General features: G+C 68.2%; 13 protein-coding genes. 11 read left to right on the top strand and 2 right to left on the bottom strand.

Annotation, left to right across the window (positions count from 1 at the left end; genetic code table 11):
- A complete protein-coding gene (locus H0523_RS00145; RefSeq protein WP_054434551.1) occupies window positions 1-1185 on the bottom strand; it encodes an efflux RND transporter periplasmic adaptor subunit in 1185 nt (394 codons plus the stop codon).
- A gap of 406 nt (window positions 1186-1591) precedes the next feature.
- On the opposite strand from H0523_RS00145, the gene H0523_RS00140 reads away from it, so the two are divergent.
- The 6 genes from H0523_RS00140 (at window position 1592) to purU (ending at window position 6795) form a co-directional block, all read left to right on the top strand.
- Window positions 1592-2800 (top strand): MFS transporter, encoded by a 1209-nt coding sequence (locus tag H0523_RS00140; protein ID WP_156333570.1) that lies wholly within the window; start codon window positions 1592-1594, stop codon window positions 2798-2800.
- Between the two features lie 2 nt (window positions 2801-2802).
- Complete coding sequence (locus H0523_RS00135) at window positions 2803-3456, top strand: gamma-glutamylcyclotransferase (RefSeq protein ID WP_054434552.1); 654 nt, start codon at window positions 2803-2805, stop codon at window positions 3454-3456.
- Between the two features lie 151 nt (window positions 3457-3607).
- Window positions 3608-4237 carry a pyridoxamine 5'-phosphate oxidase gene (gene pdxH / locus H0523_RS00130; protein ID WP_054434554.1) on the top strand — a complete coding sequence of 210 codons (630 nt, stop codon included), beginning with the start codon at window positions 3608-3610 and terminating at the stop codon, window positions 4235-4237.
- Window positions 4238-4282: 45 nt separating this feature from the next.
- Complete coding sequence (locus H0523_RS00125; RefSeq protein ID WP_054434556.1) at window positions 4283-4807, top strand: flavin reductase family protein; 525 nt, start codon at window positions 4283-4285, stop codon at window positions 4805-4807.
- On the top strand, window positions 4804-5937 hold the full coding sequence (gene lhgO, locus H0523_RS00120; protein WP_054434559.1) for an L-2-hydroxyglutarate dehydrogenase LghO: 1134 nt from the start codon (window positions 4804-4806) through the stop codon (window positions 5935-5937). The genes H0523_RS00125 and lhgO overlap by 4 nt, the downstream gene beginning before the upstream one ends.
- A gap of 3 nt (window positions 5938-5940) precedes the next feature.
- Complete coding sequence (gene purU / locus H0523_RS00115; RefSeq protein WP_054434561.1) at window positions 5941-6795, top strand: formyltetrahydrofolate deformylase; 855 nt, start codon at window positions 5941-5943, stop codon at window positions 6793-6795.
- A 27-nt stretch (window positions 6796-6822) separates the two neighbouring features.
- Here the strand turns inward: purU and H0523_RS00110 are convergent, their stop codons facing one another.
- Window positions 6823-7728, bottom strand: a complete 906-nt coding sequence (locus tag H0523_RS00110; RefSeq protein WP_006393082.1) for a LysR family transcriptional regulator — start codon at window positions 7726-7728, stop codon at window positions 6823-6825.
- A gap of 86 nt (window positions 7729-7814) precedes the next feature.
- Here H0523_RS00110 and H0523_RS00105 point away from each other — a divergent pair, with 86 nt between their 5' ends.
- The 5 genes from H0523_RS00105 (at window position 7815) to H0523_RS00085 (ending at window position 12564) form a co-directional block, all read left to right on the top strand.
- Entirely contained in the window at window positions 7815-9002 is a 1188-nt protein-coding gene (locus H0523_RS00105; protein ID WP_054434563.1) for an iron-containing alcohol dehydrogenase family protein, read from the top strand.
- Between the two features lie 74 nt (window positions 9003-9076).
- A complete protein-coding gene (locus H0523_RS00100) occupies window positions 9077-9952 on the top strand; it encodes a TauD/TfdA dioxygenase family protein (protein ID WP_054434565.1) in 876 nt (291 codons plus the stop codon).
- 23 nt (window positions 9953-9975) lie between these two features.
- A complete protein-coding gene (locus H0523_RS00095; RefSeq protein ID WP_054434568.1) occupies window positions 9976-10956 on the top strand; it encodes a Bug family tripartite tricarboxylate transporter substrate binding protein in 981 nt (326 codons plus the stop codon).
- Window positions 10940-12145 (top strand): alpha-hydroxy acid oxidase, encoded by a 1206-nt coding sequence (locus H0523_RS00090; protein ID WP_231689960.1) that lies wholly within the window; start codon window positions 10940-10942, stop codon window positions 12143-12145. Before H0523_RS00095 ends, H0523_RS00090 begins: the two co-directional genes overlap by 17 nt.
- A complete protein-coding gene (locus H0523_RS00085; protein WP_054434572.1) occupies window positions 12142-12564 on the top strand; it encodes a nuclear transport factor 2 family protein in 423 nt (140 codons plus the stop codon). Before H0523_RS00090 ends, H0523_RS00085 begins: the two co-directional genes overlap by 4 nt.
- The last annotated feature ends 6 nt before the right edge of the window (window positions 12565-12570 follow it).

Raw genomic sequence — 12570 nt, 5'->3', positions numbered from 1 at the left:
TCAGCGTCCCGCTGCGGCGGCCACCGGCGCGGCGTCGGCCGACACCACGCGCTCGCCCACCTCCAGGCCTTCCAGCACCTGCGCCTGCACGTTGTTGTTCATGCCGATCTTGACCTGGCGGGTGTCGGTCTGGTTGTTCTTGCCCACCACCCGCACGGCGTAACGGCCGTCCTCGCCGCGCTTGCCCAGGGCCGAGGCCGGCACCACCACGGCGTCGCGCGCCTCGCCCAGCACGATCGACACCTGCGCCGTCATGGAGATGCGCAGCTTCTCGTCCGGGTTGGGCACGTCGAACAGGCCGTTGTAGTAGACGGCCGCGCTGGTGGACGAGGAGCTGGAGGAAGTCAGCGACGAGGTGGCGTCGTCCTTCTGGATCGAGTCGGGCGCCGGTTCCACCGCGCGCAGGGTGGCGTGGTAGCGCTGGTCGGGCTCGCCCAGGATGGTGAAGTACACCGGCAGGCCCGGCTTGACGCGGGTCACGTCGGCTTCGGAGATCTGCGCCTTGATGGTCATGGTGGCCACCTGGGCCACCTTGATGATGGTAGGCGCGCTCTGGATCGAGTTGACGGTCTGGCCTTCCTTGGTCACCACCGCCACCACCACGCCGTCGATCGGCGAGACGATGCGGGTGTAGCCCAGGTTGACCTTGGCGGTATCCACCTGGATCTCGGCCTGCACGATCTGCGCGTCGAGCGAGGCGATGTCGGCGCGCGTCACGCCCAGCGTGGCCTCGGCCGACTCATAGGACTCGCGCGAACTGGCGTCGGCCGCCAGCATCTGGCGCTGGCGGCGGAAGGCCAGCTCGGCCTGCTTGAGGGTGGCGACCTTGGCCGCGCGCTCGGCGCGGCGGGTCTGCAGCGCCGCCTGGGCGTTGCGCAATTCGTTCTGCTGGGTCAGGTCGTCGATTTCGGCGACCAGCTGCCCCTTCTTGACCCGGTCGCCCAGCGCCACCTTCAGCGATTTCAACTGGCCGCTGGCCTGCGCGCCGACGCTGACGCGCTCGACGGCGTCCATCGTGCCGCTGGCCAGCACGCTGTCTTCGAGGTTGCCGCGGACGACTTCGGCCACGGCGAAGGTGGGCGGCGGCGGCGACGAGAAGAACGCGGCGCGCACGCCGAAGGCGATGAGCAGGAGAACGACGGCGATCAGGACGTAACGCTGGACTTTGCTGCGAGGCTTTTTCATTGAACCAGTTCGGATGGGGCGGCGGATGCATCGTCCGCCACTCGAATAACTCAGTACGGATCGGGCCGGGGATACCTGCCCAGACTGCCCGCACATCCTAAACGGCGGGGAGCGCCAAAGCATGGCCAATCTGTGGCGAAAGGGTGAAAAACGGTAAAGCGGGCTTGCATTGGCCCTGACAATGGAACGATTGTTCCGTTGCATCGACGATACATCTGCTGCAGCGCACGAATGACCGCCCCATGCCGCGAACGTGACGCCATCTTGCCCCATCCCCATCCCAGTTGGTCCATAGATGGCGCCTATCTTGTCGCCACTATCCAAACCCGATTGCGGCGGCGCAAAAAAACGATGCCTCGACATAGCGCGACGATAGGGACAGAATGAATGCAGTTAAGCCGTATCCGTGTCCAATTCGCCCCCCTCCCCCTCTTCAAACAGCGCCGCCCCGGAGTTTTCCGGGGCGGCGCTGTTGTGCGTGCTGGCCATGCTGAACCACGTGGCGCTGACAGGGGGACGGATCACCGTCTCGCTCACGGCGCTGCAGATGGGCCTGTCGACCTTCAAGGTCGGCACGCTGGTCGCCGTGTTCGCGGTGCTGCCGATGCTGTTCTCGGTGCGCGCCGGCCGCTGGGTCGACCGGGTCGGCATCGTCCGCCCGCTGGTCACTGGCACCACGCTGGTCGCTGTCGGCACCGCGCTGCCCTTCCTGTCGCAGACCCAGTTCGCCTTGTTGGTTGCATCCTGTTGCATCGGCATCGGCTTCATGCTGCACCAGGTCGCCACCCAGGACCTGCTGGGCCACGCCGAGCCGACCCAGCGCCTGCGCAATTTCTCGCTGATGTCGCTGGCCCTGGCCGGCTCGGGTTTTTCGGGCCCGCTGATCGCCGGCCTGGCGATCGACAACCTGGGCACCCGCCTGGCCTTCGGCCTGCTGACGCTGGGGCCGCTGCTGTCGGCCGGCGGCCTGTACATGCTGCGTCACCAATTGCGCGCGGTGGATTCGCAACTGGCCGGCGCCAAGGAAGCCGAACGGCGCCGCGTCACCGAATTGCTGGCCGTGCCTGCGCTGCGCCGCATCCTGATGGTCAACACCATCCTGTCGGGCGCCTGGGACACGCACCTGTTCGTGGTGCCGATCTTCGGCGTCGCCATCGGCCTGTCCGCGACCACCATCGGCATCATTCTTGCCTCCTTCGCGGCGGCAACGTTCATCATCCGCTTGGTACTGCCCTTCATCCAGCGCCGGGTGCGGTCCTGGACGCTGGTGCGGGTGGCCATGGCCACGGCCGCCATCGACTTCATGCTTTACCCGCTGTTCACCGACGTTAGCATCCTGATCGTGCTGTCCTTCATCCTGGGACTTGCGCTGGGATGCTGCCAACCGAGTATGCTGTCATTGCTGCACCAGCATTCGCCGCCGGGCCGCGCCGCCGAAGCCGTGGGCTTGCGGATGGCGCTGATCAACGGCTCGCAGGTCTCCCTGCCGCTGACCTTCGGCGCGCTGGGCGCGGTCATCGGCGTCGCCCCGCTGTTCTGGGCCTATTCCGTGGCCCTGATGGCCGGAGGCTGGGCCAATCGCAACCCCCCGCTCGAATCTGACCGGAAACCGTAGTCGTGAACATGCAGTCCCCCCCTCCCGTGGCCGGCGCCAGCCTGCCATTCCGCCTGTGGACGCCCGAAGAGCGGCAAGCCTCGCTGCGGACCGCCCTGGAACACTGGCGCGACGGCGAGGACGTCTGGGTATATGGGTACGGGTCACTGATCTGGCGTCCCGATTTCGATTTCGAGGAGCGCCGCCTCGCCACCCTGCGCGGCCACCACCGCGCGCTGTGCCTGTGGTCGCGGGTCAACCGCGGCACGCCGGAATGCCCCGGGCTGGTGTTCGGCCTGGATCGCGGCGGCTCCTGCCGCGGCGTGGTCTACCGCCTGTCGGGCAGCCAGGTGCCGACCTATTTCCCGGCCCTGTGGGACCGCGAGATGTCCACCGGCGCCTACCTGCCGCGCTGGATCAACTGCAGCACCGAGGACGGGCCGGTGCGCGCCCTGGTCTTCATCATGAACCGCGACAATCCGGCCTACATCCGGGCCCTGCCCGAGGCCGAGTTGCTCGCCATCGTGCGGCGGGCCGCCGGGCGCTACGGCCCCTGCACCGAGTATGTGGTGCAGACCGCCCAGGCGCTGCGCGCCGCGGGCATTCACGACGCCCGCCTGGACGCCATCGCCCGGCGCCTGGAACAGGACAGCCACACCCTGCCCGAGGGCGCCTGAGGCCAGCCTGGCGCCAGACCGCCAGGCCCTGCCGGCAGGCGCCAGGGGCATCCCGGCGCAAAAACTTGCCCGGGCCCTGCGCGGGGTCAATGAAGGGTGGAGTTCTTCGGCGGTATAAACTGCTTGTTATCAACGCTGAATCACTCGCCCCATGTCTGTCTCCGATCTGCGTCAAAGCTACGAAAAGAACGTGCTGCTGGAAAGCGAGGCCGCCGCCTCCCCGTTCGAGCAGTTCACCCGCTGGTTCGACGAGGCCCTGGCCGCCAAGGTGCCCGAGCCCAACGCCATGACCCTGGCCACCGTCGACGCCGACGGCCAGCCCAGCGCCCGCATCGTCCTGATCAAGGGGTTCGACGAGCACGGCTTCACGTTCTTCACCAATTACGAATCGCGCAAGGGCACCGACCTGCTGGCCGAGCCGCGCGCCTGCCTGCTGTTCTTCTGGCAGCCGCTCGAGCGCCAGGTGCGCATCGAGGGCGTGGTGGAAAAAGTGCCGGCCGAGGAATCGGACGCCTACTATCACAGCCGCCCGGCCGGTTCGCGCATCGGCGCCTGGGCCTCGCGCCAGAGCCAGCCCATCACCCGCGCCGAACTGGAAGCCCGCGAGCAGGAATTCCGCGCCCGCTACGGCGACCAGCCGCCGCGCCCGCCGCACTGGGGCGGCTACCGCCTCAAGCCCACCGCGATGGAATTCTGGCAAGGCCGGCCCTCGCGCCTGCACGACCGCCTGCGCTACGTCGCCGACGGCCAGGGCTGGAAGATCGAACGCCTCTCGCCTTGACGCCGCCGGGCGCCGTCCACGGCGCCCGCCCCATTTATCACTTGCATGCCAGCCTCCTCCCCTGATTTCGACGCTGCCTTCTTCCGCACCGCGCTGGGCCGTTACGCCACCGGCGTCACGGTCGTGACCACCGCCGACCTCGATGGCGCCCCCATCGGGCTCACGGTCAGTTCGTTCAACTCGGTGTCCCTGAATCCGCCGCTGGTGCTGTGGAGCCTGTCGCGCAATTCCTCGTCGCTGGCCGCCTTCGAGCAGTGCCAGCGCTATGTGGTCAACGTGCTGGGCGCCGAGCAGATCGCGCTGGCGCGGCGTTTCGCCACCGGCAAGACGCCCGACCGCTACGCCGGCCTGACCGTGCACCACGCGCCGGGCGGCACGCCGATGCTGGACGGCCATTGCGCCGCCTGGTTCGAATGCCACAACCGCAGCCGCTATGTCGAAGGAGATCACGTCATCATGGTCGGAGAAGTCGAACGTTGCGGGTATAACGGCGAGCCGCCACTGGTCTTTCATGCCGGCGGGTTCGACCTGACGCCGGCCGGCGCCCGCGCCGGAGGCAAGGTCTCGTGAGCGCCGACGTCGATTGCGTCGTCATCGGCGCCGGCGTGGTCGGCCTGGCCATCGCCCGCGCGCTGGCCCAATCCGGCCGCGAGGTGCTGGTGGCCGAGGCCACCGAGGCCATCGGCACCGGCACCAGTTCGCGCAACTCCGAAGTCATCCACGCCGGCATCTATTACCCGGCGGGCAGCCTGAAGGCCCGCCTGTGCGTGCGCGGCAAGCACCTGCTGTACGCCTATTGCGCCGAGCGCGGCATCCCGCACAAGCGGCTGGGCAAACTGATCGTGGCCACCAGCGCGGAACAGGCCGCCCAGCTCGAAGGCATCGCGCAGCGCGCCCGCGCCAACGGCGTGGACGACCTGCAGTTCATTTCCGGCGAAGACGCCATGCGGCTGGAGCCGGCGCTGCGCTGCACGGCGGCGCTGGTGTCGCCATCCACCGGCATCGTCGACAGCCATGCGCTGATGCTGGCCTACCAGGGCGACGCCGAGAATGCCGGCGCGCAGTGCGTGTTCCATACGCCGCTGGTGTCCGGCCGGGTGCGCCCCGAAGGCGGCTTCGACCTGCAGTTTGGCGGCGATGACGCCATGAACCTCAGCTGTAACGTGCTGATCAATTCGGCCGGCCTGCAGGCGCCGGCGCTGGCGCGCCGCATCGATGGCGTGCCGGCCGCCAGCATCCCCACCGATTACCTGTGCAAGGGCAGCTATTTCACGCTGTCCGGACGCGCGCCGTTCTCGCGCCTGATCTACCCGGTGCCGCAGCACGCCGGCCTGGGCGTGCACCTGACGCTCGACATGGGCGGTCAGGCCAAGTTCGGCCCCGACACCGAATGGATCGGCACCGAGGACTACACCCTCGACCCGGCCCGCGCCGAGGTCTTCTACGCCGCCGTGCGCAGCTACTGGCCGGCCCTGCCGGACGACGCGCTGGCGCCCGGCTACACCGGCATCCGCCCCAAGATCTCCGGACCGCACGAACCCGCCGCCGACTTCGTCATCGCCGGCCCGGCCGCCCATGGCGTGCCCGGCCTGGTGAACCTGTTTGGCATAGAATCGCCCGGCCTGACCTCCAGCCTGGCGCTGGCCGAGGAAACCCTGGCGCGGCTGGCCGACGACGCTTCTTCCCATCCTTCCCACTGAATCATGCAGCACAACGACTACATCCTGACCCTGTCCTGCCCCGACCGCACCGGCATCGTCTTCCGCGTCAGCGGCCTGTTGTTCGAATTGGGTTGCAACATCCTGGATTCGCAGCAATTCGGCGATGACGAGACCGGCCGCTTCTTCCTGCGCGTGCACTTCGACCTGCCGGCGGACGCGTCGCCGGACGCGCTGCGCGCCCGCCTGGACGAGATGGCGGCCGAGTACGGCATGGAACTGCAGCTGCACGACGCGCGCCGCAAGGAACGCCTGCTGATCATGGTCAGCAAGCAAGGCCACTGCCTGAACGACCTGCTGTTCCGCGTGCACAGCGGCCAGCTGCATGCCGAAGTGGCGGCCATCGTCTCGAACCACAACGACTACGCCAGCCTGGCCGCGTCCTACGGCATCCCCTTCCATCACCTGCCCGTGACGGCCGATACCAAGGCCGAACAGGAACAGCAGGTGCTGGCGCTGGTGGACCGCTACGAGATCGACCTGGTGGTGCTGGCGCGCTACATGCAGATCCTGTCGGCCGACATGTGCCGCGCGCTGAACGGCCGCGCCATCAACATCCACCACAGCTTCCTGCCCAGCTTCAAGGGCGCCCGCCCGTACCACCAGGCGCATGCGCGCGGCGTCAAGATCATCGGCGCCACCGCCCACTTCGTGACCTCGGACCTGGACGAAGGCCCGATCATCGACCAGGACATCGAGCGCGTCGACCACACCATGACGGCGCAGGACCTGACCCAGGTCGGCAGCGACATCGAGTCGCTGGTGCTGTCGCGCGCCGTGCGCAGCCACGTCGAGCACCGCATCCTGCTGAACCGCAACAAGACCGTGGTGTTCCGCTAGGACGCCACCGCTGCCGGCGGGCTGCGCTCAGCGCGTCCAGTCGGCGTCCTTGAACCAGTTGCGCAGGTGTTCCACGATCAGCCTGACCTTGTCGGGCTGGTTGCGGCGGGTCTGCACGACCGCGTGGATGTCCAGCCCCTGCGGCTCATAGCCCGGCAGCAGCACTTCCAGCACCCCGTCGGCGATGTCCTGTTCGACCATGTAGCGCGGGTGCATCGACACTCCGCCGCCGCGCTTGGTCATGTTCATCAGCGCTTCGCCCAGGTTCGAATTGAACGAGCCCGCCACCCGCACCACGTGGGTGTTTGACTGGGCGTCGGTGAAACTCCACTGCCCGGTGGGCGCCTTCAGGTTGTGCACCAGGCAGTTGTGCCGCTCCAGGTCCTGCGGTTTCTCCGGCCGGCCATGGCGCGCGAGATAGTCCCGCGTCGCCACCACCACCTGCGGCACCAGCGTGATCTTGTAGGCGATCTGGTTGGAATCCTTCAGCCGCGGCGCGATGCGCACGGACAGGTCGAGGTTCTCGGCGATCAGGTCGCCGCGGCCGTCGTCGATCAGCAGCGACACCTTGATCGCGGGATAGCGCGCCAGGAAATCCTGGATCGCCGGCACCATGTGCACGGTGCCGAACGACGGCGGCGTGCCGATGCGGATGCGGCCGCTGGCGGTCAGCACCGGCCCCTGCACCAGTTCTTTCAGGTTCATCAGGCTCAGCGCCAGCGTATCGGCGTTTTCCAGCAGCAGCCGGCCGCTCTCGGTCAGGCTGACGTGCTTAGTGTTGCGGTTGAGCAGCTGCACTTCGAAGTGCGCTTCGAGCCAGGCGATCTTCTTGGTGACCGCCGAACGGCTCGACGCCAGGCTTTCCGCCGCCTTGGAGAAACTGAGGCTCTTGCCGACTTCGGCAAAGACTTCCAGGCAATCGATAACGTTCATTCCCGATCCGTGTGTTTCCAAAAAGGAAAAAACGATTTCCTTGTTTGGTGATTTTTCAGGGCAACCGGCGTCTCTATACTGGCCGCATGAGCCAAGACCGCCCCCCTGCTGCCACCGCCCGCGCCGCCGCTTTCGACTATCACCTGTTCGGTACCCATGTCTGTTTCGGCGATGGCGTGTCGGCCTTGATATTAAAAGAACTCGACGCGCTTGGCTGTTCCCGGCCCGCGATCCTGGCGCAGGATGCGATGATGCGATCCGCCGCTTTCGAGGCGCTGTCCGCCTGTTGGAGCGGGCTTGATCACCTGCGGCTCCCGGCGGTGCCACGGCACTCCAGTGTCGACGTTGTGGAAACAATGGCCGAAAAAGTACGGGCATTCGGCGCGGACAGTCTGATCGCCATCGGCGGCGGCAGCGTGGCCGACAGCGCCAAGGCCCTGGCCCTGCTGCTGGCCGAAGGCGGCCGCCTGGCGGATCACGTCACCACCTTCGAGCCGCCCGCCACGGTGCGCATCCCGCGACGCGTCCGGCCGCAGCTGCCGATCATCGGCATCCCCACCACCGCCTCGGGCGCGGAAGCCACGTCGTCGTTCGGCGTGCGCCGGGAAGACGGCCACAAGCTGATGTTCTGGAACCGGCGCGTGGCGGCCGCGACCCTGCTGATCGACCCGCGCCTGAGCGCGGACCAGCCCGTCGCGCTGCTGCGCGACAGCGCCATGAACGGCATCGCCCACGCGGTGGAGGCCCTGTATTCGCGGGGACGCTCGCCCGTGTCCGATTGCATCGCCGTGCAGGCCGTCCGGCTGTTCGACGCCGCCCTCGACAGCGACAGCCTCGGCGGCCACGAGACACGCGGCGCGATCCTGCAGGCGGCGCACCTGGCCGGCCTGGCCCTGTCGATGGCGCGCAGCTGCCTGCATCACGCCATCTGCCACGTCGTGGCGTCGCGCCAGCGGTTGTCGCACGGCGCCGTCAACAGCGCCATCCTGCCGCACGCGCTGGCCTTCAACGAAGCGGTGGCGGCGGACGCGCTGCGGCCCGCGCTCGACGCGGTCAACCAGCGGGCGCCCCGGCCCCACGCCGCGCTGTCGGCCTGGGTGCGCGGCCTCCAGCAGCGTCACGCCATGCCGGCGCGGCTGTCGGCATTGGGCGTGCCCGTTGACGCACTGGAATCCCTGGCCCGCGGCGTGATGACGGAACGCGGGCTGGCGCTCAATCCCCGCCCGGTCGCCGATGCGACCGAGGTCCTGGCAATCCTGCGGGCCGCGTTCTAGGGGCTGTTCACCCTGACGCGCCGGCATCCCGGGAAGGCCGTCCAGGCCTTCCCCATCCCGAGAACGGAGACATCATGAAGATCGTTGCTGGCGGGGGCTCGTTGGGCGCCCGCATCCTGGATATCGACCTGGCCCAGCCTCTGGCCGAGGCAGACCACCGCGCCATCGAGGCGGCGCTGGGCCGCCATGGCGTGGTCAGCTTCCCGAAGCAGGCGCTGCAAGCGCCGCACCTGAAAGCGTTCGCCGGACGCTTCGGCACGCTGGAAGTGAACGTCGCCAACATGTATTTCGAGCCCGGCCTGCCGGAAGTGATGATCCTGTCGAACATGGTGGAGAACGGCAAGCCCGTGGGCCTGAGCGACGCCGGCCAGGACTGGCACACCGACATGTCCTACAGCCGCACCATCGCCTTCAGCAACGTGCTGTACGGCATCCGCATCCCGATGCGCGACGGCAAATCGCTGGGCAACACCGAGTTCTCGAACATGCACGCCGCCTACGACGAGCTGCCGGACGCCTTGAAGACCGAGCTGGACGGCATGACCATCACCCACGACTTCAACAAGTTCTGGGAAATGATGCGGCGGGAAAAGGGCAGCACCCGCCCCCCGCTGACCGAGGAACAGAAGCGCCGCAAGCCGCCGGTCTCGCATCCGGTGTTCCTGACGCATCCGATCACGGGCCGCAAGGTGCTGTACGCCAACCCCGGCTATTCCGTGAGGATCAACGAGTTGCCGGAAGCGCGCAGCGCCGAGGTGCTGGACTTCCTGTTCAGGCACCAGCTGCAGGAGAAGTACCGCTATCGCCATCAGTGGCAGGAAGGCGATGTGCTGATGTGGGACAACATGGGGACCATCCATAACGCCGTGGCCGACTACCGGCCGGACGAGCCGCGCCTGATCAAGCGCTGCCAGGTGATGGCGGATCGGTACTTCCCCGACCAATACTGATATCAAAACAAGGAGGAGACATCATGAACACAAAAAAATGGACCAACCTGCTCTGCGCCGCGCTGATCGGCGCGGGCGTCGCGGCGCCCGCCCTGGCCGACGACTATCCGTCGCGGCCGATCCGCATGGAAGTCGGCTACGCGGCCGGCGGACCGACCGACGTGATCGCCCGCATCCTCGCCAAGCGCATGTCCGAAAGCCTGAAGGCCTCGATCGTGGTGGAGAACAAACCGGGCGCCAGCGCGTCCATCGCCGCCAACGACGTGATGCGGTCGGAACCCGACGGCTACAAGGTGCTGGTGACCTCGCTCACCCTGAACGTGAATCCGCTGCTGTACCCCGAACGCTACAACTATGACGCGGTCAAGGACTTCACCCCCGTCGGCAATTTCGCCAAGCTGCCGATGGTGGTGGTGACGAGCTATGGCTCGCCCTACAAGACCATGCAGGAGCTGGTGGCCGCGGCCAAGGCCAGCCCGGACAAGCTCACCTTCGGCTCGTCGGGCATCGGCGGCTCGGCGCACCTGACCGCCGAGATGCTGGCCAACATGACCGGCGCGCGCATGATGCACGTGCCGTTCAAGGGCAATGGACCGGCCCTGCAGGAAATGCTGGCGGGGCGCATCTCGTTCATGTTCTATCCCAGCGTCGGCATCGCCAATTATGTGGCGCAGAAGCAGTTGCGCGTGCTGGCCATCGGCACGCGCGAACCGCAACCCGACTTCCCCGGCGTGCCGACGCTCGAAAGCCTGGGCTATCCCGGCTTCGACGCGGCCGCGACCTGGGTCGGCATGCTGGCGCCGCCCGCCACGCCCAAGGCCATCGTCGACAAGCTGAACCAGGCCGCCAACGAGGCCCTGGCCGATCCGGCGGTGAAGCAACAGCTCGCCTCGCTGGGCGCCCTGGCCGACGGCGGCACGCCGGAACAGTTCAGCCAGTTCCTGGTGCAGGACCGGACACGCTGGGCCGACGTGATCAAGAAAGGCAATGTCAAAGGCGAATGATGGCGCGGCCACGATCCAGGAGAACGCCGCGATGACCGCCCGGCTCGACGATTGCTTTTCCATCGAGCGCCTGCGCATCGCGGCGCGGGCGCGCCTGCCGCGGCCGGTGTTCGACTTCTTCGACGGCGGCGCCGAGGACGAGATCACGCTGCGCGAGAACGTCACCGCGTTCCAGCGGCTGCGCCTGGCCCCGCGGGTGCTGCGCGATGTCTCGCGCGTCGACCTGGCGGCGCCGTTCGTCGGCACGCCCGCGGCCCTGCCCTGCGCCATCGCGCCCACCGGCGCGGTCGGCTTCGGCTGGCGCGGCGGCGACGTGGCGCTGGCGCGCGCCGCCGCGCAGGCCGGCATTCCCTACACCCTGTCCACGTCCGCCACCGCGTCGATCGAGGAAATCGCCGACCGGGCGCCGGGCCGGCTCTGGTTCCAGGCCTATATCCTGCAGGACAAGGCCCGGCTTGCCGACCTGATCCGGCGCGCCGGCGCCGCCGGCTACGAGGCGCTGATGATCACGGTGGACCTTCCGGTGGGCGGCAAGCGCGAGCGCGACCTGGCGCACGGATTGGCGTTTCCCATGAAGCTCAATCCGCGCAACGTCTTGCAGTTCGCGCGCAAGCCCGCCTGGTCGCTCGACATGCTGCTGCGGCGGCCGCCCGCGATGCCCAGCCTGGCGGGCCTGGCGCCGGTCGCCGCGGACCGCAAGGCGATGAAGTCCGTCGCCGGCCGCAACTACGATCCGGCGTTCAAGCTGGACGACCTGGCGCGGCTGCGCGACGGCTGGCAAGGCAGGCTCATCGTCAAGGGCGTGGTCAACGCCCTGGACGTGGACGCCATCGTCGGCATCGGCGCCGACGCGCTGGTGGTCTCGAATCATGGCGGCCGGCAACTGGACAGCGGCATCGCGTCGCTGGACGCCCTGGCGGATGTGCTCGCCGCCGCGCGCGGCCGGGTGCCGGTATTGCTGGACGGCGGCGTGCGGCGCGGCAGCGACATCTTCAAGGCGCTGGCGCTGGGCGCGGCCGGCGTGCTGACCGGCCGCGCCACGCTCTACGGCGTGCTGGCGGGCGGCCATCCTGGCGCCTGCAAGGCGCTGGAGATATTGCGCGACGAACTGGCGCGCACCATGCAACTGTGCGGCGCGGACACGCTGGCCGCCATCGATGAAACCATGCTGAGGACGACATCCCCATGAGCGATACCCTGTCGCTTTGCCACAACCAGGTCATGGCGTTTTTCCGCGATCTGGACGAAAACCGCTACGACGATCTGGTGCGGCGCCTCGCCCCCGACGGCGTCTGGCTGCGCCAGGGCCAGACGCTGGCGGGCCGCGACGCCGTGCTGGCGGCGCTGGCGCGCCGTTCCCCGACCCAGCGCATCCACCACCTGATCTGCAACCTCGCGGCGCACGCCTGGAACGCGGACCGCTGCGCGCTGCGCGCCTACATGCTGGTGGTGCGGCACGACAGCGGCGCCGCGCTGTCCGGCCCCGCGCCGCTGACGGGCATCGACACCATCCGCACCACCCACATCGAACTGGCGCGCAACGATGGCGAATGGCTCATCACCCGCATGGCCAACGACGATCCCGGCTTTTCCGCCCAGGCGGCCTGAAGGAAC

It is taken from the genome of Achromobacter insuavis, from assembly GCF_902859645.1.
Lineage (GTDB): Bacteria > Pseudomonadota > Gammaproteobacteria > Burkholderiales > Burkholderiaceae_B > Achromobacter > Achromobacter insuavis.
Note: the sequence above shows the minus strand (reverse complement) of the source record. Positions and strands in the feature narration are given on the sequence as shown.

What these genes read in the sequence shown, in the direction of transcription:
- H0523_RS00145 (WP_054434551.1), bottom strand. Translation starts at nt 1,185, where the DNA reads ATGAAAAAGCCTCGCAGCAAAGTCCAGCGTTACGTCCTGATCGCCGTC.
- pdxH (WP_054434554.1), top strand. Translation starts at nt 3,608, where the DNA reads ATGTCTGTCTCCGATCTGCGTCAAAGCTACGAAAAGAACGTGCTGCTG.
- H0523_RS00125 (WP_054434556.1), top strand. Translation starts at nt 4,283, where the DNA reads ATGCCAGCCTCCTCCCCTGATTTCGACGCTGCCTTCTTCCGCACCGCG.
- purU (WP_054434561.1), top strand. Translation starts at nt 5,941, where the DNA reads ATGCAGCACAACGACTACATCCTGACCCTGTCCTGCCCCGACCGCACC.
- H0523_RS00110 (WP_006393082.1), bottom strand. Translation starts at nt 7,728, where the DNA reads ATGAACGTTATCGATTGCCTGGAAGTCTTTGCCGAAGTCGGCAAGAGC.
- H0523_RS00105 (WP_054434563.1), top strand. Translation starts at nt 7,815, where the DNA reads ATGAGCCAAGACCGCCCCCCTGCTGCCACCGCCCGCGCCGCCGCTTTC.
- H0523_RS00100 (WP_054434565.1), top strand. Translation starts at nt 9,077, where the DNA reads ATGAAGATCGTTGCTGGCGGGGGCTCGTTGGGCGCCCGCATCCTGGAT.
- H0523_RS00095 (WP_054434568.1), top strand. Translation starts at nt 9,976, where the DNA reads ATGAACACAAAAAAATGGACCAACCTGCTCTGCGCCGCGCTGATCGGC.
- H0523_RS00090 (WP_231689960.1), top strand. Translation starts at nt 10,940, where the DNA reads ATGTCAAAGGCGAATGATGGCGCGGCCACGATCCAGGAGAACGCCGCG.
- H0523_RS00085 (WP_054434572.1), top strand. Translation starts at nt 12,142, where the DNA reads ATGAGCGATACCCTGTCGCTTTGCCACAACCAGGTCATGGCGTTTTTC.